This is a genomic window from Gardnerella coleohominis, from assembly GCF_002896555.1.
GTDB classification, from domain to species: Bacteria; Actinomycetota; Actinomycetes; order Actinomycetales; family Bifidobacteriaceae; genus Bifidobacterium; species Bifidobacterium vaginale_F.
Genome location: NZ_MNLH01000001.1, coordinates 71,423 through 94,838 on the forward strand (window position 1 = coordinate 71,423; position 23,416 = coordinate 94,838).

19 protein-coding genes, 2 tRNA genes and 2 pseudogenes are annotated in these 23,416 nt (G+C 39.0%); 15 read left to right on the forward strand and 8 right to left on the reverse strand.

Going from position 1 to position 23,416, the window contains the following annotated elements:
• Positions 1 to 51: 51 nt before the first annotated feature.
• Both recA and BFS05_RS00245 read left to right on the forward strand, forming a co-directional pair.
• Positions 52 to 1,299: a recombinase RecA gene (gene recA, locus BFS05_RS00240; protein ID WP_103084082.1), complete on the forward strand. Its 1,248-nt coding sequence runs from the start codon at positions 52 to 54 to the stop codon at positions 1,297 to 1,299.
• Positions 1,300 to 1,362: 63 nt separating this feature from the next.
• Complete coding sequence (locus tag BFS05_RS00245) at positions 1,363 to 1,926, forward strand: regulatory protein RecX (protein WP_103084083.1); 564 nt, start codon at positions 1,363 to 1,365, stop codon at positions 1,924 to 1,926.
• Between the two features lie 116 nt (positions 1,927 to 2,042).
• On the opposite strand, the gene thrC is transcribed toward BFS05_RS00245, so the two are convergent.
• Positions 2,043 to 3,575 (reverse strand): threonine synthase, encoded by a 1,533-nt coding sequence (gene thrC / locus BFS05_RS00250; protein ID WP_103084084.1) that lies wholly within the window; start codon positions 3,573 to 3,575, stop codon positions 2,043 to 2,045.
• A 200-nt stretch (positions 3,576 to 3,775) separates the two neighbouring features.
• Between thrC and BFS05_RS00255 the strand changes: the two genes are divergently transcribed.
• From BFS05_RS00255 to BFS05_RS00300, 10 genes are all read left to right on the forward strand, one after another.
• Entirely contained in the window at positions 3,776 to 5,053 is a 1,278-nt protein-coding gene (locus tag BFS05_RS00255) for a glutamate-5-semialdehyde dehydrogenase (RefSeq protein WP_103084085.1), read from the forward strand.
• A 28-nt stretch (positions 5,054 to 5,081) separates the two neighbouring features.
• Positions 5,082 to 5,612: a phosphoribosylglycinamide synthetase gene (locus BFS05_RS00260; RefSeq protein WP_103084086.1), complete on the forward strand. Its 531-nt coding sequence runs from the start codon at positions 5,082 to 5,084 to the stop codon at positions 5,610 to 5,612.
• A gap of 106 nt (positions 5,613 to 5,718) precedes the next feature.
• On the forward strand, positions 5,719 to 6,507 hold the full coding sequence (nadD, locus tag BFS05_RS00265; RefSeq protein WP_103084328.1) for a nicotinate-nucleotide adenylyltransferase: 789 nt from the start codon (positions 5,719 to 5,721) through the stop codon (positions 6,505 to 6,507).
• Positions 6,508 to 6,588: 81 nt separating this feature from the next.
• Complete coding sequence (locus tag BFS05_RS00270) at positions 6,589 to 7,611, forward strand: ribose-phosphate diphosphokinase (protein WP_103084087.1); 1,023 nt, start codon at positions 6,589 to 6,591, stop codon at positions 7,609 to 7,611.
• Positions 7,612 to 7,702: 91 nt separating this feature from the next.
• Positions 7,703 to 7,773 (forward strand) — tRNA-Gln (locus BFS05_RS00275).
• 117 nt (positions 7,774 to 7,890) lie between these two features.
• Entirely contained in the window at positions 7,891 to 9,300 is a 1,410-nt protein-coding gene (gene glmU, locus BFS05_RS00280; protein ID WP_103084088.1) for a bifunctional UDP-N-acetylglucosamine diphosphorylase/glucosamine-1-phosphate N-acetyltransferase GlmU, read from the forward strand.
• Positions 9,301 to 9,314: 14 nt separating this feature from the next.
• A complete protein-coding gene (gene rsfS, locus BFS05_RS00285; RefSeq protein ID WP_103084089.1) occupies positions 9,315 to 9,773 on the forward strand; it encodes a ribosome silencing factor in 459 nt (152 codons plus the stop codon).
• 24 nt (positions 9,774 to 9,797) lie between these two features.
• Positions 9,798 to 10,616 carry a histidine phosphatase family protein gene (locus BFS05_RS00290; protein ID WP_103084090.1) on the forward strand — a complete coding sequence of 273 codons (819 nt, stop codon included), beginning with the start codon at positions 9,798 to 9,800 and terminating at the stop codon, positions 10,614 to 10,616.
• 160 nt (positions 10,617 to 10,776) lie between these two features.
• Positions 10,777 to 11,298 carry a LytTR family DNA-binding domain-containing protein gene (locus tag BFS05_RS00295; RefSeq protein ID WP_103084091.1) on the forward strand — a complete coding sequence of 174 codons (522 nt, stop codon included), beginning with the start codon at positions 10,777 to 10,779 and terminating at the stop codon, positions 11,296 to 11,298.
• A gap of 89 nt (positions 11,299 to 11,387) precedes the next feature.
• Positions 11,388 to 11,837: a DUF3021 family protein gene (locus tag BFS05_RS00300; RefSeq protein ID WP_103084092.1), complete on the forward strand. Its 450-nt coding sequence runs from the start codon at positions 11,388 to 11,390 to the stop codon at positions 11,835 to 11,837.
• Positions 11,838 to 12,004: 167 nt separating this feature from the next.
• On the opposite strand, the gene BFS05_RS00305 is transcribed toward BFS05_RS00300, so the two are convergent.
• The gene (locus tag BFS05_RS00305; RefSeq protein WP_103084093.1) at positions 12,005 to 12,409 is read right to left on the reverse strand and encodes a pyridoxamine 5'-phosphate oxidase family protein; all 405 of its coding nucleotides are present in this window, start codon (positions 12,407 to 12,409) and stop codon (positions 12,005 to 12,007) included.
• Between the two features lie 442 nt (positions 12,410 to 12,851).
• On the opposite strand from BFS05_RS00305, the gene BFS05_RS00310 reads away from it, so the two are divergent.
• Complete coding sequence (locus tag BFS05_RS00310; RefSeq protein WP_103084094.1) at positions 12,852 to 13,802, forward strand: DMT family transporter; 951 nt, start codon at positions 12,852 to 12,854, stop codon at positions 13,800 to 13,802.
• A 95-nt stretch (positions 13,803 to 13,897) separates the two neighbouring features.
• Here BFS05_RS00310 and BFS05_RS00315 read toward each other — a convergent pair.
• The 6 genes and pseudogenes from BFS05_RS00315 to BFS05_RS00335 form a co-directional block, all read right to left on the reverse strand.
• Positions 13,898 to 13,987 (reverse strand) — tRNA-Leu (locus BFS05_RS00315).
• Between the two features lie 67 nt (positions 13,988 to 14,054).
• Positions 14,055 to 16,136 (reverse strand): FAD-dependent oxidoreductase, encoded by a 2,082-nt coding sequence (locus BFS05_RS00320; RefSeq protein WP_103084095.1) that lies wholly within the window; start codon positions 16,134 to 16,136, stop codon positions 14,055 to 14,057.
• Between the two features lie 83 nt (positions 16,137 to 16,219).
• Positions 16,220 to 18,058, reverse strand: coding sequence for a DNA-processing protein DprA (locus BFS05_RS00325; RefSeq protein WP_258004181.1), 1,839 nt, complete (start codon positions 18,056 to 18,058; stop codon positions 16,220 to 16,222).
• Positions 18,059 to 18,125: 67 nt separating this feature from the next.
• Positions 18,126 to 19,226, reverse strand: a pseudogene (locus BFS05_RS07100) (YifB family Mg chelatase-like AAA ATPase); the annotation flags it as partial.
• A gap of 218 nt (positions 19,227 to 19,444) precedes the next feature.
• Positions 19,445 to 20,015 (reverse strand): annotated as a pseudogene (locus BFS05_RS07105) (magnesium chelatase domain-containing protein); the annotation flags it as partial.
• Positions 20,015 to 20,551, reverse strand: coding sequence for a YraN family protein (locus BFS05_RS00335; RefSeq protein WP_103084098.1), 537 nt, complete (start codon positions 20,549 to 20,551; stop codon positions 20,015 to 20,017). The gene BFS05_RS00335 and the pseudogene BFS05_RS07105, both read right to left, overlap by 1 nt.
• A gap of 344 nt (positions 20,552 to 20,895) precedes the next feature.
• On the opposite strand from BFS05_RS00335, the gene BFS05_RS00340 reads away from it, so the two are divergent.
• Together BFS05_RS00340 and BFS05_RS00345 are read left to right on the forward strand one after the other, a co-directional pair.
• The gene (locus BFS05_RS00340) at positions 20,896 to 22,221 is read left to right on the forward strand and encodes an O-acetylhomoserine aminocarboxypropyltransferase/cysteine synthase family protein (protein WP_103084099.1); all 1,326 of its coding nucleotides are present in this window, start codon (positions 20,896 to 20,898) and stop codon (positions 22,219 to 22,221) included.
• Positions 22,222 to 22,503: 282 nt separating this feature from the next.
• Positions 22,504 to 23,409, forward strand: a complete 906-nt coding sequence (locus BFS05_RS00345; protein WP_374703746.1) for an ABC transporter ATP-binding protein — start codon at positions 22,504 to 22,506, stop codon at positions 23,407 to 23,409.
• Positions 23,410 to 23,416: the final 7 nt, after the last annotated feature.

Below are 23,416 nucleotides of genomic sequence, written 5' to 3' on the forward strand. Positions count from 1 at the left end.
TGCAGGTTAATCTCGTCGATACGGACTGCACGTGTGAAAGGAGTAGCAAACATGGTGCAACAAGCAAAAACTAAAAGTTCTGCCGGTAGATTGATCGATGCTGATCGCACTGATCCTCGTCGTCAGGCGGCATTGGAAACTGCTTTAGCAAATGTAGAAAAGCAGTATGGTAAAGGTTCTGCTATGCGATTGGGCGATAGGCCAATGCAAGATGTGGAAGTTATTCCTACAGGATCTCTGGCGCTAGACATGGCATTAGGCATTGGTGGTGTGCCGCGCGGTCGTGTTGTTGAGGTTTATGGACCTGAATCTTCAGGTAAAACTACTTTGGCATTGCATATTGTGGCTAATGCTCAAAAAAATGGTGGCGTAGCAGCTTTTATTGATGCTGAACACGCTTTGGATCCTGTATATGCGCGTAAGTTGGGCGTTGATACAGATTCGCTTATTGTTTCTCAGCCAGATAATGGTGAACAAGCTTTGGAAATCGCCGATATGCTTATTCGCTCTGGAGCTTTAGATGTTATTGTAATTGATTCTGTTGCAGCATTGGTTCCTAAAGCTGAAATTGAAGGAGACATGGGGGATAGTCATGTTGGTTTGCAAGCTCGTTTAATGAGCCAAGCTTTGCGCAAGATGACTGGAGCTTTAGCTCAAGCGGGAACTACTGCGATTTTTATCAATCAGCTTCGTGAAAAAATTGGTGTTTTCTTTGGCAATCCAGAAACTACTACTGGTGGTAAAGCTTTGAAGTTCTACGCTTCTGTGCGTATGGATATTCGCAGAGTTACGACTATTAAGAATGGCGAAGAAGCTGTTGGAAATCGTACTAAGGTTAAGATTGTAAAGAATAAGATGGCTCCTCCTTTCAAATCTGCTGAATTCGATGTGCTTTACGGTGAAGGCATTTCGACAGAAGGATCTGTTATTGATATGGCTGTGCAATGCGGTGTTATTAAGAAATCTGGATCATGGTTCACTTATGAAGGAGATCAGTTAGGTCAGGGTAGAGAGAACGTACGTAAATTCTTGAAAGACAATCCTGCTATTACTGAAGAAATAAGTGATAAAGTTAAGGCTGCATTTGGCCTTATGCGTCCAGAAGATCAATTTGCAGAAAATGAAGACAATGATTCAGTTGATAATACTGATAAGTCTGAATCACTTGCTTCTGAGGCTGAAAAGTCTTCTAAAGCTTCTTCTAAGTCTTCTAAGTCTTCTAAGACTTCGAATTCTGAATCTTCAGAAGAATCAGATTCGTTTTTAGAAGCAGGTGAAGAAGATAGTTTTGAAGAATAATCTATCCTTTAACAGTGTATGTATGAATAGGCGATTGTATAAGGCGATATTGGTAGCGTAAAAATGATTAGTGTTGAAAATTTTCTTCGCAGTCATAAACCTGTTAATTCTTCTGAAGATAATAAGAAGTCTATAAAACAGGTTGATGCTAGTAAAGCTGATGATTTTGATAATTGTAAGGAAGCTGCTTTGCGCATATTAGATTATGCTGCAAGATCCTCTTATGATTTAAAAAATAGACTGCTAGCAAAAGGCTATGAAGAAAATACTGTTGATACAGTAGTAAATCGCTTAGAAGAATTACATTTAGTTGATGACGAGCGATATATACAAAGTTTCATACAGTCATGCGCATCTAGAATGTTAGGTGAGCGCGCTACCAGAGTTGAGTTACAAAGAAAAGGTATTCCTATAAGTGCTTCGTCGCAATTATTACAAGAAGCTAGAGAAAATGGAGTTTTTGAAGAAGCTGCTTGGGAATTAGGCAGGAAGGTTGCTTCAAGAACAAGGAATCTTGACGAGTGCGTGCGAAAAAGACGATTCTTTTCAGCTGGAGCTAGAAAAGGACATGATTTAAGCGTAATCAAAGAAATATACGAAGAGCTTTTTGCAAACGATGAAGAATAACAGATAGGCTAATTGTAGATAGTTTAATTGTAGATAGTTTAATCGTAGAGAGGCTAATTTTTATAGAATCAGCCTCTCTTATCTTAAAATGTTTATTTCATTTGAAGCTTAACTTGTTATTTAGCAAAATTGTGTGCTTGTTTTTGAACATAGCTAGGCATTTCAGCTATATCAATAACATCGTTAAACCTTGGAGTTTGATTTTCAAGATCTCTAAGCATTCTCGGAGCTTTAGTTCCTGTAGCTTCACTAAGCGCATCCATGCATTTGAAATCATCCATATCTTGCACATGCTCAATATTCAAAGCTTCAGCAACAACGCGAGGGAATTTATACGGACTTGCAGTGCTTAGCAATACTCTAGGTGTGCTTTCGTCATGTGGAATATTTTGCATAACGAAGAATCCGCAAGCAGTATGTGGATCAATCACATACTTGTACTTATTCCAGCAGTCATAAATAGCTTCGCGAATTTGATCTTCATTTGCCCAACCGCAACCAAACAGTGAGCGAATCTTTGCAAGCACATTTTCTGGGATCTCAAAAGCTCCCCACTGTTGTAAGTCATTCATAAGCATTTGTATTAAACGCGTGTCTTTATCGCACATGTAATAAAGCATTCGTTCCAAATTAGAAGAGACCAAAATATCCATAGAAGGAGCAACAGTGTGATGGAATGCGCGTTGACGGTTGTAAGTTCCGCTTACCAAAAAATCAAAAAGCACATTGTTACTATTGCTAGCAACAATAAGATGCTTCACTGGAAGACCAAGCATTTTCGCATAATATCCTGCAAGAATATCGCCAAAATTGCCTGTAGGGACGCAAAATTCTATTTCGTCTCCAAGTTTTATAACTTCGCGTTCAACAAGCTGCTTGTATGCTGCAAAATAGTAAACAACTTGAGGCACAAGACGGCCAACGTTAATTGAATTAGCTGAAGACAATACTATATTCGCATCTTCTTCAATATTTTTGTTGAGCTCAGCATTCGTGAAAATCTGTTTAACGCCTGTTTGAGCATCGTCAAAATTGCCGCGAACTGCGCAAACTTTCACATTTTTGCCCGCCTGTGTAGTCATTTGCAATTCTTGAACGCGGCTAACTTTTCCTTCTGGATAAAAAGTAATCATAGAAGTGCCTGGAACATCAGCAAAACCAGCCAAAGCAGCTTTACCAGTATCTCCAGAAGTTGCAGTTAGAATCATAACGTTTTTTTCAATATCAGATTCGTTCTCATTTTGAGTTTTAGTGCGAGACATTAATTGTGGCAACATTTGCAAAGCAACGTCCTTAAACGCGCAAGTAGGGCCATGGAAAAGTTCCATCACAAAATCGCGAGTGTTTCCAAGCTGCTGAAGTGGGGTAATAGCGCTATCATCATCAGCCCACTGATTACCGTATGCAAGTTTAATGCAAGAAGAAAGCTCTTCTGAAGTATAATCTGGCAGTAACAGTTGCAAAATATCTTGCGCAATTTCTTGATACGATTTTCCTTGCAATTTAGAAATATCGTAACGCTCGCTACCAAGGCTATCAGCTACAAATAATCCGCCATCTTCAGCGATTCCCTTACGTATTGCTTCTTTTGATGTGTATGTTGGCTTAAGCGAACGAGTGCTATGGAAAATAGCTGTATCTGATGCCATAATGACTCCGTAACCGTCTATTTATAGAGAATATTTTTTATTTACATAGATTATTTATGTAAATTATTTACACAACTTATATCAAATTATGGTACCTGAAGCGCTGGGCGAATGGGCGTGTGCTAATCTCATATGTATAAATACTTTTGTTTTACTATTAATTAATTGATGATTAGGCAAATAATCTACAGGGGGAAACGTTGTCTGTTGATGATTTAGTGAATAATCGTGCGGATTGTGCACGAAAAGCGTGGCGTAATTTTTCTAATGCAGATACTCGCGCAAAAAATGCTCTTCTCGAAAAAATGGCAGACGCGTTAGAATCTTCAGCTTCAAATATTGCTGCAGCTAATAAAAAAGATCTTGAAGAAGCTGAAGCTAAGGGAATGGATGCTGGAAAGCTTGATAGGCTTAAATTTGATGAAGAGCGAATCAAAGCTTCTGCTAAAAGCGTGCGAAAAATCGCGCAATTGCAGGATCCTGTAGGTCAAGTAGTTCGCGGGTACACTCTTCCTAACGGAATTAAACTTTCGCAAATTCGAGTTCCAATGGGCGTTATGGGAATGATTTACGAAGCTCGTCCAAACGTAACTATTGACGTAGCTGCTTTGTGTATTAAATCTGGAAATGCTGCGATTTTGCGTGGCGGAAGCGCGGCTCTTCATACGAATCAGGCGAGTATCGAAGTTATACAGTCAGTTCTTAAAAATTCTAACTTTAGTGCTGATTTGATTCAGTCTGTTGACGATTTAGGACGAGACGGAGCTACGTCAATGATGCATGCTCACGGTCACATTGATGTGCTTGTGCCTAGAGGTAGTGCAAATCTTATTGCAGCAGTTGTTCAAGAATCTACGGTTCCCGTTATTGAAACTGGAGCTGGAAACGTACATATTTACGTAGACAAAAGTGCTGATATTAAAAAAGCTATACCGATTATTATTAATGCAAAAACGCAGCGAGTAGGCGTGTGTAATGCTGCTGAAAAATTATTAGTACATAGAGATGTTGCCCAAGAATTTTTGCCACAAATTGCTGCTGCTTTAGCTGAACATAATGTAATTCTGCACGCAGATGAGGAATCTTACAATATTTTGCAATCCGCTAATATTCAAGAATTGCAGCTTGAGCATGCCACTGAGGAAGATTGGAAGCGAGAATATTTGTCGCTAAATATGGGTGTGAAAGTTGTAGACGATTATGCTGATGCAGCTTCTCATATAGCGAAATATTCTACGGGTCATACTGAAACCATTATTGCTGAAGATTATTCAACTATTCAAAGTTTTATTGCAAGTGTTGATTCAGCTGTAGTTATGGTAAATGCTTCAACGCGTTTTACGGATGGCGGCGAGTTTGGTTTTGGTGCAGAACTTGGTATTTCTACGCAAAAATTACATGCAAGAGGCCCTATGGGTTTGCTTGAAATGACAACAACCAAGTGGATTGGCTATGGCGATGGCCAAATAAGAGCATAAAGGGCATAAAGTGAGGTATTGTAAGAATATGGTAAATATGGATGAGAAAAGTTCTTGTTTAACTCCTTTAGAAGCTCTTGACGTTGCGGCCGAGCGCTTATCTATTGTTAGATATGTCTTCCTTGTGCAAATAGAAGACGGCATACCGACTGCATCGCAGAGATCTTCGCTAGAATATGCCGATGCTGTTCTTATGGGATGGCCTGAAGGAAGCGATGATGATGTTGTTATGCCTCCAGACGATTCTCAAATGCAAGAAGTTTACACTGCAATGCGTTCCATGGAAGATGATATTGCTTCGTTCAGTGATTTCGAGCGTGCAGGCGATGTTGATAGAATGACAGACACTTTGGTTAATGTGACGAATAGCGTTGCAAAAATTCGAGGTGTATTTCAGCCTAGTTTCCCACTTCCTACTTTTAGTGAAATAGAACGAGTCGTAACAGACGAGTGGAATGAAGAAATGGGCAATATTGATCCTAATAGTGCTAATGCCGCTTCAGAATTTATTGATGAGAGCAGATTAGAAGAAAAGGAAGACAAGTCGCATGAATCATGATTGCGCTGCGGATTTGAATTCTTCGAGTGCTTTAAAAAGTAATTCCAATAGTACAAACAGTTGCGCCAATAGCATTAATATTGCCAATCGCGAAGATTCTCGACGCATGTCAGATTTATTTCAGGGTGATTTAAATAAAACAATAGCTGCTCCACCTACAGTTGCTACGGCTCATTCTAAGCGTCGTTCTACAAGAGGAAATTTGCACGAGCATCAGCGTATTGGGATTATGGGTGGCACGTTTGATCCTATACACAATGGCCACTTGGTTGCAGCTTCGGAAGTTGCTTGGGTTTATGATTTGGATGAAGTTATTTTCGTTCCTACTGGTAGGCCTGTTTTTAAGCTAGATAAAAAAGTTACGAATGCTGAAGATCGTTATCTGATGACTGTTATTGCTACAGCTTCTAATCCAAAGTTCACTGTTTCAAGAGTTGATATCGATAGACCTGGAGTTACTTATACTATTGATACTTTGCGAGATATAAGCGCTCAGCATCCTGATGCAGAACTTTTCTTTATTACTGGAGCTGACGCTATTGCTGAAATTATGCAATGGAAAGACGCTCGCGAAATGTGGAATTTAGCTAGATTCGTGGCTGTTACTCGTCCAGGGTATTCTAGGCCAGAAAAATTAGCCTCATCTAATTATCCTTTAGTTCCTCGTGCAGCTCGAATGGATGATTCTGGCAAGTTAATGAATATTAATGATTCTAACGATATAAGCGATAGAGATTTAAATCATCTTCCAGTAGATATTTTAGAAATACCTGCATTGGCTATATCTTCAACAGATGTTCGAAGGCGTGCTGAAAATTCTGAGCCAGTTTGGTACTTGGTACCAGATGGAGTAGTGCAATATATCGTAAAGCACGGTTTATACGTAAAAGAGTAGAAGAATATTGGCCTGTCGTCTTAGTCTTTGTGAATGGTTAGTATTGAGTAAGTTCAACTCAGCGAACTAGCGTTTGGAGATATGGTGAGCATCATCCTTGAAGGAAAGCCAGATAAAAACCTTGTTCTTGTTACCGGCCGTGCCCATCCGAAACTTGCTCGTGATGTGGCATCTCAGCTTGGTATCGAAGTGTTGGAAACTACGGCATACGATTTCGCTAATGGTGAAATGTATGTTCGTTATACGCAATCTGTGCGTGGTACTGATGTATTTGTTTTACAAAGCCATTGTGATCCTGTTAATAAATCCATTATGGAACAGTTGATTATGATTGACGCTTTGAAGCGAGCTTCTGCTCGTTCTATCACAGCTGTATGCCCATTGCTCGGGTATTCTCGTCAAGATAAAAAACATCGCGGTAGAGAGCCTATTTCTTGCCGTTTGATGTTTGATTTATTGAAAACAGCTGGCGCAGATCGAATTATGAGTGTTGATTTGCATGCTGCTCAATCTCAAGGTTTCTTTGATGGACCTGTTGATCATTTGATTGCAATGCCAGTTTTGGTTGATTACGTACGTGATCGTTTCCGTGATGAACTAGATAATGTTACTGTAGTTTCTCCAGATGCAGGTCGTATTCGCGTTGCTGAGCAGTGGGCTCAGCGTTTGGGCGGTGGTCCTTTGGCTTTCGTCCACAAAACTCGCGATATTACTTGCCCGAATAAAGCTGTTGCTAATCGTGTAGTTGGAGACGTTTATGGACGCGATTGCGTAATGGTCGACGACTTAATCGATACTGCAGGAACTATTTCCGGTGCTTGCAATGTATTGAAAGAAGCTGGAGCTAAGTCTGTTACAGTAGTTGCAACTCACGGCGTGCTTTCTGGTCCTGCTGTTGAACGCTTGAAGTCTTGCGGCGCTCGCGAAGTGGTTTTGACTGATACTGTGCCAATTCCAGAAGAAAAGCGTTGGGATGGTTTGACTGTTCTTTCAATTGCTCCACTTCTTGCAAGTGCTATTAAAGCAGTGTTTGAAGATGGATCAGTTGCTAAGCTGTTCGACACTTATCCTGAACATCACGGACAAGGATTCTTATTTGCTTAAGTATTGATTTCGTTTGGTTTGCTTTGCGGCACGCCAATTTGACGTTTTTCGATATTATGGCATAATAGATACTCGGCGGTTTTTCCGCTGTTCCCTCATGGTGTAATGGCAGCACACGGGTCTTTGGAACCCTTTGTCTTGGTTCGAATCCAGGTGAGGGAGCTTGCTTGAAGCGCTACTCGTTTAGTCGGGTGGCGTTTTTTGTTTTACACGACTATGAGAAGTAATAGAATTAAATACGCGATATTTATTCTGTAATTAAATGTAAGGAGCATACACGTGGAAGAGCATGAAGTAGCCGCGGCAATTATTTTGGCAGCAGGTGATGGGACACGTATGCGTTCAACTACTCCAAAAGTGTTGCATCCTTTTGCTGGTAAAACTTTCCTAAATAGAGTAATAGACGCTGTTGCAGGTGTAAAACCAGAAGAGCTTGCTGTAGTAGTGCATGCTCAAGCTGATCGCGTATCTTCTGCTGCGCTTAGTTATAACAAAGAAGTACGAATTGTAAATCAAGACGATAAACCTGGAACAGGGCGAGCAGTTCAGTGTGCAATGAGAGATTTGAACGCGTCTTGTCAAGAAAAAAATGGCACTAATCTTACTGGTGCTGTTTTAATAGCAGCAAGCGATATGCCTCTTCTAGATACTGAAACTTTGCAATCTTTAATTGACTTCCATAAAAATCATGGGAATGTTGCAACTGTTTTAACAGCGGTTTTAAAAGATGCTACTGGCTATGGCCGTATTGTGCGAGAAGCAAATGGTGATGTGCTTCGAATCGTAGAGCACAAGGACGCTAACGCAAATGAATTAGCTATACATGAAGTTAATACTTCTGTTTATGTGTTTGATGCTGAAGTTCTTTCAGATGCAATAGCTAACTTGAATTCTAAGAATGCTCAACAAGAGTTTTATTTGACTGATGCGCTTGAGCATGCACATACTCTTGGTCGTGTTGGTGCTATGGCTGCGCCGGATCCTTTGAGTGTTGAAGGCGTAAATACGCGTGTGCAATTAGCAGAGTTGGCAAAAGCTCATAATAAACGCGTTTGTGAAAAGTGGATGCTTGAAGGCGTGACTATTCTTGACCCTGAAACAACGTGGATTGAAGATGGTGTTGTTCTTTCTCAAGATGTTACAGTTCTTCCAGGTTGCTTCCTTCAGGGATGCACTAAGGTTGCAAGCGGTGCTGTAGTTGGTCCTTATACAACTCTTATTGATGCTCAGGTAGATGAAGATGCAGTTGTTGAGCGTTCTCGCGTGCAGGAATCGCATATTTGCAGAGCTGCCAATATTGGTCCGTGGACTTATTTGCGACCAGGAAATGTTCTTGGCGAGGAAAGTAAGGCTGGAGCGTTTGTGGAGATGAAGAAAGCTCATATTGGGAATGGCACTAAGGTTCCGCATTTAAGCTATATGGGCGATGCTGATTTAGGTGAGCATACGAATATTGGCGGTGGTACTATTACTGCAAACTATGATGGCGTACATAAGAATCATACGACTATTGGCTCTAATGCTCACGTTGGTGCAGGAAATCTGTTTGTAGCACCGGTTACTGTTGGAGATGGAGTTACAACTGGTGCAGGCTCTGTTGTGCGTCACGATGTTCCAGCGGATTCGATGGTGTATTCGGAAAATACTCAGCATGTTGTTGAGGGCTGGAAGCCAGCTTGGGAGCGATAGTTAAGGAGAAACATATGGCAGCTTTAGAAAGCTCTGTTAACGCGATTAGGATTGCTGCTGCTGCAGCAGATAGGTTAAAAGCTACCAATCAACAAGCTTTTGATGTTAGTAATTTGCTTGGTATTACTGATGCCATGCTTGTGGTTTCTGCGTCGAATGAACGTCAAGTATTAGCTGTTGCTGAAGAAATAGAAAAGGATTTGTACTTAAAAGACAACAAGCGCAAGGCTTTGTCTCGCGAAGGTTTGGAATTAGCGCAGTGGATTTTGCTTGATTTTGGTGATTTTGTTGTGCATGTTATGCACGAAGAAGCGCGCGCATTTTATCGTTTGGAACGCTTGTGGAATGATTGCCCGTCTATAGATTTGCAACTTCCAGAGCATGCTAGCGAGACTGAAGATTCTAGTGAGACTGAAGATTCTAGTGAGACTGAAGATTCTAGTAAAGCTGAAGATTCTAGTAAAGCTGAATAATAAGAAGAAAGTACGGTACAAACCATGGTTGATTTCGTAGAAAATGTTTCGAGTAACGTAAATAATTCCATTAATAGTGCGCATGAAGGAATTGCTCGATCTGTTATGCTTATTCGCCATGGTCAAACGCCTTATAATGCGCAATTTCGTCTTCAAGGCATGATTGATATTGCTTTGGATGATTCAGGAATAGATCAAGTTACTCGATCTGGTAAAGCTTTGCGCGTTCTTTTTGGAGCTTCCGATTTAGAAGATCCAAAGAATCCTAACAGTGAAGAACATGTGCGTATTACGCCAGAAGAAGCAGATAATAGTTTTGTTGCGATTGTTTCTCCGCTTATTCGTGCTCAGCAAACTGCGCATGCTTTTGCAGATAAGATTGGTCTTAACGTTCATGTTGAAAATGGCGTGCGCGAACGTTTCTTTGGCGAGTGGGAAGGTCTTAATCGCCAGCAGATTAGTGAAAAGTGGCCTGAAGATTTTAAGTCATGGGTTGATGGCAAAGGTGGGGAGCTCAATCACGGTGCAGAGACTAAGCAAGAAGTAGGTGAGCGTGCAGCTGCCGCTATTGAGGATTGGACGCGTAAAACTGGATCGGACCGTGATTTGCTGGTATTCTCTCATGGATCTTGTCTTTCACAAACTGTTCATAAGCTACTTGGATTAGATAAAGTAGATCCTTCTTATAAGACGATTGGCGGAATGGGAAACGGACGTTGGGCGCGCTTAATTCCAAGTCTTAACGTGGATGGTTCAATCCATTGGCGTTTGGATGCTTACGATCAAGGTCCTGCAGCCGACCCTACAAGCCAGCGTCTTATTCGCATTTGGGGTACTGCGTGAATCTTATTTTTTCCGCTTAATCCTCGAAAGCTACCGTTTAGCGATTTTGTGAAGACAGACTATTTACAGTGCCGTATAGTCAAAATTACAAAACAAAAAGCTAGCAAACGCTAGTAATAGCTAGCAAACGCTAACGGTAGCATTACGGAAAGGAGGCTTTATGAAAGTAACGATTGCTATTGTTCCGCCAGAAGAGGAGCAGTCCGCGCAGTTGTCAATTCACAATATTGACGATGATATTAAGCGTCTTATATCTCAGTTGCAAAGCGTTGATTCTAAAAATGCAGAAGCAAGCAATGCTGAAAATAATGCTGAGATTGCTGAAAATAATACTGTGAATGCGGCAAATAGCAACAATAATTCATTCATATATGGTTATATTAACGATTCGATTATTGTTATGCACGAGCCAGATGTGATTATGATTTGCGTGGAAAATTCGCGCGTAATCATTCACAGTGATAAAGGCGAGTGCGTGTCTTACAAGCGCTTAATGGATTTCGACAATCCGCAATTCGCGTCGTTTGTGCGCATATCTAAATCCGCAATCGTGAACTTGAATCGCATTGTTCGAGTCGATCCAGGATTCGGCGGAAGTATGAGCGTAAAAATGGACGACGGAAGCGTTGAGTGGATTAGTCGTAGATGCTTAGCTGGGTTCAAAAAGCGCTTAGGAATGTAATTTTAAGCGTAGTTAAATATAAAACTATCAAAATTTTAATACTAATTATTTATTACTAGATTTTAATACTTAAAAAGGAAGCGATTATTATGGAAAAGCAAGTTGCAACTTTAGGTAAAACAATGGTAAAAAACATTGTTAATGGCATTGGCATAGGATGCACTATTTTTACAGTAATGTCTTTTATTTCAAGCCTGTTAGCGCATAGCGCGGTTGGAAACAGAATCGCATCTTATGCTGTAGCAGCGTTTGTTATAGGCATAGGCTATGGAGTGTTCGCTATTTTTTGGTCGAATGAACGTATGTCAAATCTTGCAAAGTTTGTTTTTGCGCTAGTTCCACCAATTGCTATTCAATTTATTGTGTCTGTGATTGTTGGATGGATTTCATTCAAAGATGAGCCAGCGGTTATTTGCGGATGGATTGCATTCACTGTTATTTTCCCGATTGCAATTGCTGGAATAATCTATTACTTCGAGAAGAAGAAAGCGGAAGAAATGAACTCTAGATTGCGCGAATTGCGTAAAGAAAGCAAGTAAATTAGTGACAACTAAATAATTAAATAAATAATTAAATAAAAATTGAGTGGTGTTCATCTTCGCCGTTGAGGACGAACGCCACTCGATATTTTATGACGCCTACTATAAACGTACTAATTCGGCGTTTTGCTTCAAACTATGGATTAATCTGAATTAATCCTTTGCGATTAATCTTTTGCAATAGTTTTGCCGGCAGTAGCTCCGGAAGTCAAATCCTGAATCTCAGTGATTTCCATAACTGGAACTGCAGCTGGCTTCTTCGTGCCTTTTTCTTCAGCTATGCGAACCTGCTCTTCGTAAATTGCGTCATCAGTGTGAAGAGTTACGGTTCCGCGGAAGCGATAGCCCTTCTTTTCTGCCAAATTAGCAACTGCTACAACCAGCTGGCTGCCGTCTTGCAAGTTCTTATAATGCTGGCCTGCAGTGCGCTCGTGATAGGCAAGGTGATTGTCGTCGAGCACGAACATAGACATTTTTGGTCCAAGATCAAGCTCGCCATCCTTGCTTACTGTTGCAATCCAAGCCAAATTATTAGCAATAAATTCTTTCATATCAGCTGTAAGTGATGCCATAATATTTCCTTTCTTTATAATCTTTATTTTGTTGAGATTTTATAACTCCTTTAATTAATTCTATAAGTTTTTTTTGACATAGTTAGTAGTTTTATTGCTCGAGTTGAATTAAATTAATTGCATTATATAAGCGATTTAACATCATTTTTTGGCTTTTTATCGTTGTTTTTAAATAATTATTACAAGATTTGGTTAATGAATTTAGAGAGAAATTTATTAATCGATGTGATATTAATCACTGATTCTGAAATATATAAACTTTGAAGGCGCAAATATACTGTTAACAATATATAAATCTCGGAAATTTTACTAAATAATAGTATTGCACTGTACTTTTCTTGTTTTTGTATCTATCCTTTTAAATTTATAAGGCTTTACCGTCTTATAAAAGAAAATTTTAATGCACGTTTGTGTTACTGCTGTAAGTAGGGAGGGGAGTGACATGTTTTTGCAAAACAACTTAACGAAGTCATTATCTGTAAAGTCAAAACGCCTTGGCGTTCATTCGGCTCAAATCATGTTACTAACTTGTGCTGCAATTTGGGGCGGCAGCTATGTTTCATCGAAATATGCGCTTAGGGTGTTCCCGCCTCAGTGGCTTATGGGATTGCGCATGGTTGGAGCGTGCGTAATTATGGGTATTATTTTCTTTAAGACGATTCGTAAGAATTTTACTAAAAAACTTATTGTACCTTCGATTCTGACGGGTATTACATATTACGCTACTCTTGTATTGCAAACTGAGGGTTTGCGTTGGATTGATCCAGGTAGAAGCGCTTTTCTTACAGCTGCGTATTGCGTGATTGCGCCATTTTCAGCATGGCTTATTATTAAGAGAAAGCCTACTTTGTTGGGATTATTAGCTGCAGTTACTTGCGTGGCAGGTGTTGGATTTGTTGCTTTGAAGCCTGGAATGCTTGTTCTTACGCTTTCTCATGGAGATACTTTGACTCTGATTTGTGCTGCAGTGTTTGCTTTTAATTTGACATTCTTGGCATATTATTCTCGCAAGTATAATCCAATTACATTAACTTTTGGTCAGTTTGTAGTTTCTGGCGTACTGTTCTTATCTGGAGCTGCAATAAGTGAACCATTGCCTAATTTCAGTTCAGATAATAATTGGTCCACTTTTGCAAATATGTTCTATCTTATTGTGGTTGTAACTGTAGTTGCGCAAATCATGCAAAATTATAGTTTGATTTACCTTTCTACAGCCAATGCTTCTGTAATTATGTGCACTGAAAGCTTGTTTACTCTTCTATTCTCCAGTGTTCTTTATAGTGAGCGCGTAACATATATGGCTCTTATTGGATTCACTTTAATCTTTGGTGCTATTTTGTTGGCAAGTCTTGGAGAGCATATAGCGCATAAAAAACAGTGCTTGCAAAAATAAAAAGTTTCAGCGGATATGGTGACATATGCGCTGAGACATGTGATGGAAAATAAAAAAATCTCAGCGGATATAATCCATATTCGCTGAGATTTACATGGTGTCCGGAGCGGGACTTGAACCCGCACGCCTGTACAAATAGGCACTAGCACCTCAAGCTAGCGCGTCTACCATTCCGCCACCCGGACGTTGTTTTTAGGCAACAGATAGAACTATAACACCTTTTCCAAATCTTTGCTTCGGCGTGTTGCAAATTTATTTAATATTTAATGAAATAAATTTATCTACAGCTTTATTTGGTTGAAAATCAATTATATTAACTGGCTTGTTATATAGATTGTTTTGATTGTCAATAAACGAATGCTGAGGAAGATTAGAATCGTCGTGATTAGGGTAGTCGAGGCGAGTAAATGATCCTCTTGATTCGTGTCTGTTCATAGAAGCGAAAAGTATTGCTTTAGAAAGAGTAAGCATATTATTTAATTCGCATATTGCTGTTATTTCTTGGTTGAATACAAGAGAATTATTATGAGATTTCAATAATGAAGCTTTTTTGCTAATCTTTTCGATTTTTTCCAAGGCTTTTAGAATCGAGGATTTATCACATCTAACTGCAATAGCGCTTTCCATTATCTCGCCTAATTCTCCAAACAATGTATAAGCGTTATCTTCATTGATGGTTTGTGCTGTTTGGTTAGTCTGTGCTATTGGGTTCGTTTGTGCGTTGCTTATTAGCATATTAATTACGTTTGCACGATTTTGAGCAGCATTTTTAAGAATCGAACTGTCGAATTGTTTGGATTCATCAGCTTTAGATGTATCAGATTCTGATTCTAAAGTATTAGTTTCGTATGTATTAGATTCTAAAGTATCAGATTCGTATTTATCAGCTTCGTGTGCATCAAATTCTAAGGCATTTGTCTCTGATGTATTTTCTTTTGCAATTTTTGCAATCGAATCTGCTATAGCTATTCCAGCTCTTGTACCAAAAAGACATGCGTCTAGTAGGGAATTGCCTCCAAGCCTATTTGCTCCATGTACTCCAACGCATGAGCATTCTCCTGCAGCGTATAAACCATTTATTATATTTTTATTATTCCCGTCCCATTTATAAACTTCTCCGTTTAATGTAATAGGTATTCCGCCCATAGTGTAGTGAGCAGTAGGTCGTATTGGCACGAAATCGTTAGAAGGATCGCAATGTCCATATTTTTCAATCGTTTCAAGAACTTGCGGCAATGCGCTTTTCATGCGATTTTTATCTATATTGGTCATATCAAGCCATACGCAGTCCTTTGACTTGTTTTCGCTATATAAATCTTCTACGCCTCTGCCAGCATCAATTTCCGCAATAATAGCTCTACTCACTACGTCTCGTGGGGCTAAGTCTGAATGAATGGGATCATATTTTTTCATAAATGCTTCGCCTGAAGAATTTCGTAATATTCCTCCTTCGGCTCTTGCAGCTTCAGACAGTAATATTCCAGTGTGAGATAATCCCGTTGGGTGGAATTGTATAAATTCGCAATCTTCTAGTTGTAATCCTGCTTTTAAGGCTAAAGCCATTCCGTCGCCTGTTAAATCCCACGAATTTGATGTTGTTTTAAAAAGTCTTCCAGCTCCGCCGGTTGCGATAAGTAAGTTTTTAGTCGATATAGCAAGAATCTTCCCGTTTGATTCGTCGTATGCTACAAGTCCTTCAATTTTATTGAGTTCATGGTTGATTGCGATATCTGTTACATAGCAGTCTTCATAAAAAGTAATACCTTTTGATACGCATTGTTGCCATAAACTATATAAAATTTGATGCCCGATTCTATCCGCAGCGTATGCCGCTCTACGAATCGGTTGTTGGCCGAATTCAGCTGTATGTCCTCCAAAACGTCTTTGTGCTATATGCCCGTCATTGGTTCTCGAAAAAGCAACGCCATCGTGTTCAAGCTGTATTACGGTTTTTGACGCTTCTTTTGCTAGTATCTTTGCCGCGTCTTGGTCGCTAAGCCAGTCTCCTCCGTGAACAGTGTCGTAATAATGCCATTGCCAATGATCTTGTTCGTTATTGCTTAAGCTTGCTGCTATTCCGCCTTCTGCTGAGCCAGTGTGCGATCTTAATGCTTGTAATTTAGATATAACAAGTATGGATGGTTTTTTACCAGATTGTGACAATTTTTCGTATGCATTTGATCTTACAAGTCCTAGAGCTGCTGAAAGACCCGCTCCGCCTGCTCCGATAATAACCGCATCATAGTTTGATGAAACTATTTTTATATTATTATTATTGCTATTGGCTTGCGATTGTTTGTTACTTGTACTCTGTTCATCGGGATGTAAATGCATACTTTTATTTTCTCACAATCTTTCATTAGATACAGCAAAATATTATTTGCTTAGGCATATTTTTGTCTTTTCGTGAGTTGATATTATTTCTTTACTATTAAAAGACTTTCATTATTCCTTTTAATAACTCCGTTTATTTCTAATAATGTGATTATTCCTGAAAATTCAGCTATAGATGGGATATTTATAGAAGACACGGATGCTGTGCCGGCTGTGTTATTTGTGTTAGCCGTGTTATTTGTGTTAGCTGTGTTATTCGTGTTAGCCGTGTTATTTGTGCTGGATGTGTTAGTTGTGTTAGATGTGTTATCTGAAATATTCTTTGTTTTGCATAATCTTGAATCCTTTTTTATTATTTCAACGGTTGCGTTGTAAACTGCATCCATAGTAGTTGTTATGCGCTGTTTTCTACATATTGCAATACCTTTTAATATGTATTTTTGCAATAAATTATAAGAGGATGAGTCTGCGCTATTTTCATAATTTGATTCTGAATTTTCTGATAACTTGTTTGAATCTAATGTGTTTCTATTTAATTCCTCGTCTGCTTTCTTGTCTTGGACATCAGTTTGTTTTGGCATCGCGTGCTTGGTTGGATATATAGATTCAATGTCTGAAAATGAGCAAATCATAATAGCTTTTCCATCATGAATTAGCTCGTTGCATCCAGTGTTATGAGGACTTGTGATATCTCCAGGTACTGCATACAATTCACGATTTAAATTAGATGCCCATAATGCAGTGTTAAGCGCTCCAGATCTGATTCGAGCTTGAGCGACTATTACTTTTGAAGATAAAGCTGCAATAATACGATTTCTTATCAAAAATCGTCTTGCTATAGGAGTTGTATTTGGGCATAATTCGCTAATGCAAGCGCCACCATTATTAATTATTTGCTTAAACAGGGTTTCGTTTGAGTGAGGTCCTTTATTGTTAAGACCTCCTGCGAATACTGCAACAGTGCAACCTGAAGTAGTGTTGTTTGATTCGGTAACACTTCGAGCGTCTAATGAACCCCAATGTGCTGCAGCATCAATTCCCATAGCTCCACCAGAAATCACTGTATGTCCTTTTAAGGAGCTGTCATAAGCTATTCTTCCGGCTATTTCGCGACCGTAGTCGTCGCATCCTCTTGATCCAACAATAGCTATAGGTTTTTTGCATTGAATTAATGCTTCAGGATTTCCGAGTCCCCATAAGCATAAAGGTGGTGCCCATTGTCCGTGTAATGCTAAATCTTGAAGCTGATTTGGCCAGTATTTGCTGTTCGGTGCAATAATCCATTGGGAGCCTCCAACAGTAAACCATGAAATTAATTTCTGTACATCCCATGAAGGCAAATGACTTAATCTCATGCACCAGCGTATAACTGAACGGTGTAATGTAATTAGCGATTTAGAATTATTCGCATTAGCGTACCCCCAGGATATAAGCCCTTGATGGAAGTATTGTTCTAAAATCTTTAGATGAGGATTGCCTTCTATCGATTTAATAAGACGATATTCTGCTGTTTGCTTTTTGTAATAATCATCGTCTTTAATAATTTCAGATTCGTTTTCTTTTGTGCTCAATTCATTTTCATAGTGATTCGTATTTTCAACGTACGTATTTTCAACATCCGTTTCAACGCTTGTATTTTCAACGTCTGTATTTTTCTCGTCTAATAGTAATTCCAATTGCATGTTTTCGTTTTTGCCAATGGCATTGTACTTTTCGCATAAAATCACTGTAAGCATACGTAATTTTTGCACTATTGAAGAAGCGTTTGGCGCTCCAAGAATAAGCGTGTACATGATTGCGTCGGCACCATCTAAGCAGAATGTCAATATTGCTCTTGATAGTGTCTCTGCATCAAGAATAAAAAGGCTATTATCGTTTTGATTGTTAGTTTGATTTTTTACTTTAATATTTATATTTTCCATATCTTCCACATTTTCCACATTTCTAATGTTTTCTGCATTTATCGAATTTCCCAAATTTACACATTTCTCATATTCTTGTTCTTAAACTAATTGCTTGAGCCATATCTGTTATGTCTGGTGAAGTGTGTCCTGCAATATCCGCAAGAGTCCATGCGAGTCTTAAAGCTCTATCTGCACCTCGTAAACTTAACTGATGCCTTTCAAGCGCATTGTTCACAAGTATTAGAGCTTGTTTAGAAGTGTATTTGCGTAACCACGTACCAGAAGCTTGAGCATTGCAATTCCAACCTTGAGCTGCAAATCTTTTTTGAGCTATATGTCTAGCTATTGTAACGTTCCTGCGCATAATAGCGCTTGTCAATACATGCTCACCATGGTAGTTAGAACTGTTACTACTTTGATTCGTATTATTGTAGTTCGGCCATTTTTCTGCATTACTTTCATTATTATTTTGACTATTATTAATTGATTTTGATTCTTTTACTACTCGGTTTTGTGCATTAGTTGATTTATTCAAATTAGATTCACTTTGAGGAATTAGTATTCGTTCAACTGGTGGCACATCCATTTGAATATCAATACGATCCAGGATTGGTCCTGAAAGTCTTGAAAAATAGCGTATTCTATCTTTTTCTTTACATGTACAGCGCTCGCCGTTGCCATATGCGTATCCACAAGGACACGGGTTTGCTGCAATTATAAGTTGGAATTTTGCAGGATAAAAAGTAGTTCCTTTAGATCTAGATACTGCTATAAACCCAGATTCCAAAGGTTCTCTCAATGTTTGTAGAACACGAGGCGAAAATTCTGGTGCTTCATCCATAAAAAGAACTCCACAGTGAGCGCGAGTGATAATACCAGGTTTTGCAATTCCTGTTCCTCCGCCTATAAGTGACGCAGATGAAGCAGTATGATGAGGTGCTTCAAAAGGTGGTATATCGCTAATTCCGTAATAGGGTAGCGTGCCACATAAAGAGCGTATAGAAGCAACTTCTAATTGTTCTTGCTCATTAAGAGGACACATAATTCCAGGCATACGTGAAGCTAGCATAGTTTTTCCAGACCCTGGTGGGCCAATCATCATAACATGGTGCCCTCCTGCTGCTGCCACTTGTAAAGCCCATTTTGTGTGTTCTTGTCCAAGAACTTCAGACATATCTCCAATAGAATGTTGCGTATCTGCTTCTAAAACAGATTTTTGCGCTAAAGATTTTTCTATATTGCTTTGATTATTTTCGCTACTATTCTCATGACTATTTTCTTTATCTTCTCTGTTTTCTCTGTTTTCTACGCCGCTTTCGTAATTGCTATTGTTGCTTTCTGAATTATTAGAGTTTTCAGCATTGCGCTCGTTAACGTGTATATGTTCATATGACGTATTGCTATTGGCTTGTAATGCTCGTTCTCTGTTGTATTCTGCATATTTTCTATCTTTAGAATCGAGTTCTCCATGAAGTTCGTCAACTAAATCAAGTATGTGTTTTATTCCAATTGCATTAATTTCGCTTATTAGATGAGCTTCATTAAGGTTTCCTTCAGGAATAATCATCCTTTTTATTCCAAGTTCTTTTGCAAATAGTGATATAGGAAGTAAGCCGTTAATTGGAAGAATTGTTCCATCTAAGTTGAGCTCTCCTAGAATAATCGTGTTATCTAAAGATTGCAATGGAATTATTCCTCTTGCGCTTAAAATGCTTGCTGCAATTGCTAAATCATATGAAGATCCACTTTTAGGCATAGATGCAGGTGAAAGATTCACAGTTATTCGCGATTCTGGCCATTCGCAATGTAAAGATTGGTAAGCGGATTTTACGCGTTCTCTAGCTTCGCTTAAAGATGTATCTGGCAATCCAATAATAGAAAAAGCTGGAAGCCCTTGAGATATAAAGGATTGTATTTGTATGGTAAATGCTTTTAGTCCTATCAGACCTACAGATAATGCGTTTCCAATAGTCATTAGAATGCTCCTTGGATGTGTTTAAATTGTATGTTTTCTTCGTTGCTAAACTGTGTATCGCTATTCGTGTTTTTAGAAGGAATGGCTTTAGAAGGAATAGTTATAGATATTGCGTCAAATCTCGTTGAACAATGTCTAACTTGCGATCCGTTTTCTTGCAGCCATTTCATTGCAGTTTTTCGCGTTTTTAAGCGCTTTTTATAAGTGATTGCTTCTAAAGGTATTCCGCAACGTGTGCTTCTTCTGGTTTTTACTTCAATGAAAACTAGTATTTTGTCAGGAGTTAACATAACAATGTCTAATTCGCCAAAACGAGAATGCCAATTTCGATTTAATAAAATCCATCCTTTTTGTATAAGTTTGAATGACGCGTATGTTTCGCCTAAGGCTCCGATTGCCTTACTATCTTTTTCTTCGCATAGCGCTTCAGCGAGATTAGATATCTTGCTTCTAATAAGTTCCTCGCTGTATTCATATTTCGTGTTTTCTAACGCGTAATCTGAATATGGTTCATAAGTGTAATGTGTTTCTTTCATGATGCTATTTCATCAATGAAAGTTGGTGAAAGCTAGTTTTTTTAAGCTATGTGGTCAGAAGTTCTTTATGGGAGTGTCGGGCTTAAAATCAAGATTATTTTTAAAAATTTTTATGCAATTTTTGCGAGTATTGCATCTGTAAATAATGCGTTATAGCTAATCGTGATAACTGATAATTTGTTTTTATAACGTTTATTGTTTTAATCTCAATATTGTTGATATTTCGTGAAAGTTAAGTAATGGCTTAACGAATTGAAGTATGAATTTTGATTATGAATTTTGAATTATTATTTCAGATTTCATATTTCAGCTTTTGTATTTCAGATTTTATGAAGGGGAAAATTATGGCTATTAACGCTGAAAATATTGATGGTGCATATCATTTTGAAACATTGCAATTGCATGTTGGTCAAGAGCAGGCGGATCCTGCAACTGATTCTCGTGCAGTTCCTATTTATCAAACAACAAGCTACGTATTCCATGATTTTGATCATGCTGCAGCTCGTTTTGATTTGCGTGATGCTGGAAACATTTATGGTCGTTTAACGAATTCTACTCAAGATGTTTTTGAGCGTAGAATTGCGGCTCTTGAAGGTGGTACTGCTGCTTTGGCTGTTGCTTCTGGTGCAGCTGCCGTAGATTATGCTATTCGTAACATCACTCAGCAGGGCGATCACATCGTGTCTTCAAAGAATGTGTATGGTGGAACTTATAACCTTCTTCGTCACACTCTTCCTCGAGATGGTGTAACAACTACTTTTGTCGATCCTAAGAATCCTCAAAACTTCGAGGATGCAATTCAGCCAAATACAAAGCTTGTATACTTTGAAACTTTTGGTAATCCTAACGCAGATTTGCCTGATTTTGAGGCTATCTCAGAGATTGCACACCGCCACAACATTCCTGTTTTTGTTGATAATACTTTCGCAACTCCATATCTTTTCCGTCCGCTTGAGCATGGTGCAGATATTGTAGTCGAATCTGCTACGAAGTTTATTGGCGGTCATGGTACAACTCTTGGTGGCATTATTGTTGAAGGCGGCAATTTTGATTGGGCTAAAGTTCCTGGAAAATTCCCAACTCTTACTGAAGCTGACCCTAGCTATCACGGTTTAAACTTCTATGAAGCTCTTGGCTCTGTAGCTTTTGTGACGCGTATTCGTGCGATTATTTTGCGCGATACCGGCGCTTGCATTAGCCCATTTGCAGCATTCTTGCTTTTGCAAGGCACGGAAACCTTGAGCTTGCGTGTTGAGCGTCACGTTGAGAATGCGTTGAAAGTTGTTCAATATTTGCAAACTGTGCCAGAAGTTGAATCTGTAAGTCATCCTTCTATTGAAGGGCGTTCTGACCACGAGCTTTATAAGCGTTACTTCCCGAATGGTGGAGGCTCTATTTTCACGTTTGATATTAAAGGTGGAAGGGATGCTGCTCGCGTATTTATTGATAATTTGAAGCTTTTCTCACTGCTTGCAAATGTTGCTGACGTGAAGTCGTTGGTTATTCATCCTGCATCTACCACTCATTCTCAGGAAACTCATGAAGAGTTGGAGGATCAGGGTATTCATGAAGGCACTATTCGTTTGTCTATTGGAACTGAACATATTGACGATATTCTTGCTGATTTGCAGCGAGGATTTGACGCGGTTCGTAAAGCAGGTCTTGCTTAAAAGAAAAGAGAAAACAAAGCGAAGGTGAAATCAAAAGTTATTAATTAAAAAATATTCCTGAAGATCCATTACCATTTAATTCGGAGCACATATTGTATTTGTATGCGCTCCGATTTTTTGTATATATTCTGTGAATTTATAAGTCATCCTTAAGAATGAGCTATTAATTTTTTTGTGAGAATTTCCGCCTTTAGTACGATGTTCAGCAATGATTTTTATCGTAAATTTGATATTAGCAATAGGTTAACTATGCATTTTGAACACTTTATTAAAGGAGTTAACGTGAACGACAAATATGAACAAAATCTATACGAAAATGATCCGTATGGTTATGCAATTGATAAAAATGACACTCGCTTTAATTCACAGAATCTTAATTTGAATAATTATGGTAATTCCAATTTGATTGGCGAGACAGCGGTTGCAGCTTTGCATGTTGTTAAAAATTTTGGAAAAGGAACTGGTATTGTTCACGCTTTGCGAGACGTTAGCGTTAGCTTTGAGCGCGGTAAGTTCACTGCTATTATGGGTCCATCTGGTTCAGGTAAATCAACTTTAATGCATGTTTTAGCTGGTCTTGACAGCGTTAATTCTGGAAAAGTTTTGGTTGATGGCTTAGATATTACAACCATGAATGACAAGCAGCTTACTCTTATGCGCCGCGAGATGGTTGGTTTTATTTTCCAAAGTTTTAATCTTCTTCCAATGTTTAGCGCTGAGCAAAATATTCTTATGCCTCTTACTTTGGCAGGCAAAAAGCCAGATAAGCAATGGTTTGACACCCTGGTTAATACTCTTGGATTGCAAAATCGTTTAAAGCATAGGCCAGCTGAGCTTTCCGGTGGTCAGCGTCAAAGGGTTGCAATTGCTCGCGCTTTGATTTCTAAGCCTTCAGTAGTTTTTGCAGACGAGCCTACCGGTAATCTCGATTCTGCTTCCAGCTCAGAAGTTTTGCACTTCTTGAAAAAGTCTGTAACTGAGCTTGGCCAAACTGTGATTATGGTTACTCACGACGCTGTTGCAGCATCTTATGCGGATCGAGCAATCGTGTTTGCAGATGGTCAAATCGTTGAAGATGTTCAGAATCCTACTGCAGAAGGCATGAGCAAGATGCTTATGGATCGAAGTGAAGCATTACCTATTAATAATGGTAATTCTCAGTTTGTTCAGCCTGCTCAATTGCAATAAAAGGTGG

Excerpts from the sequence above, each read along its gene's own strand:
- BFS05_RS00295 (WP_103084091.1), top strand. The coding sequence starts at position 10,777 with ATGAAAGTAACGATTGCTATTGTTCCGCCAGAAGAGGAGCAGTCCGCG.
- BFS05_RS00270 (WP_103084087.1), top strand. The coding sequence starts at position 6,589 with ATGGTGAGCATCATCCTTGAAGGAAAGCCAGATAAAAACCTTGTTCTT.
- thrC (WP_103084084.1), bottom strand. The coding sequence starts at position 3,575 with ATGGCATCAGATACAGCTATTTTCCATAGCACTCGTTCGCTTAAGCCA.
- BFS05_RS00340 (WP_103084099.1), top strand. The coding sequence starts at position 20,896 with ATGGCTATTAACGCTGAAAATATTGATGGTGCATATCATTTTGAAACA.
- BFS05_RS00290 (WP_103084090.1), top strand. The coding sequence starts at position 9,798 with ATGGTTGATTTCGTAGAAAATGTTTCGAGTAACGTAAATAATTCCATT.
- BFS05_RS00320 (WP_103084095.1), bottom strand. The coding sequence starts at position 16,136 with ATGCATTTACATCCCGATGAACAGAGTACAAGTAACAAACAATCGCAA.
- BFS05_RS00335 (WP_103084098.1), bottom strand. The coding sequence starts at position 20,551 with ATGAAAGAAACACATTACACTTATGAACCATATTCAGATTACGCGTTA.
- rsfS (WP_103084089.1), top strand. The coding sequence starts at position 9,315 with ATGGCAGCTTTAGAAAGCTCTGTTAACGCGATTAGGATTGCTGCTGCT.
- BFS05_RS00310 (WP_103084094.1), top strand. The coding sequence starts at position 12,852 with ATGTTTTTGCAAAACAACTTAACGAAGTCATTATCTGTAAAGTCAAAA.
- recA (WP_103084082.1), top strand. The coding sequence starts at position 52 with ATGGTGCAACAAGCAAAAACTAAAAGTTCTGCCGGTAGATTGATCGAT.
- BFS05_RS00300 (WP_103084092.1), top strand. The coding sequence starts at position 11,388 with ATGGAAAAGCAAGTTGCAACTTTAGGTAAAACAATGGTAAAAAACATT.
- BFS05_RS00325 (WP_258004181.1), bottom strand. The coding sequence starts at position 18,058 with ATGGAAAATATAAATATTAAAGTAAAAAATCAAACTAACAATCAAAAC.
- BFS05_RS00305 (WP_103084093.1), bottom strand. The coding sequence starts at position 12,409 with ATGGCATCACTTACAGCTGATATGAAAGAATTTATTGCTAATAATTTG.
- nadD (WP_103084328.1), top strand. The coding sequence starts at position 5,719 with ATGTCAGATTTATTTCAGGGTGATTTAAATAAAACAATAGCTGCTCCA.
- BFS05_RS00260 (WP_103084086.1), top strand. The coding sequence starts at position 5,082 with ATGGTAAATATGGATGAGAAAAGTTCTTGTTTAACTCCTTTAGAAGCT.
- BFS05_RS00245 (WP_103084083.1), top strand. The coding sequence starts at position 1,363 with ATGATTAGTGTTGAAAATTTTCTTCGCAGTCATAAACCTGTTAATTCT.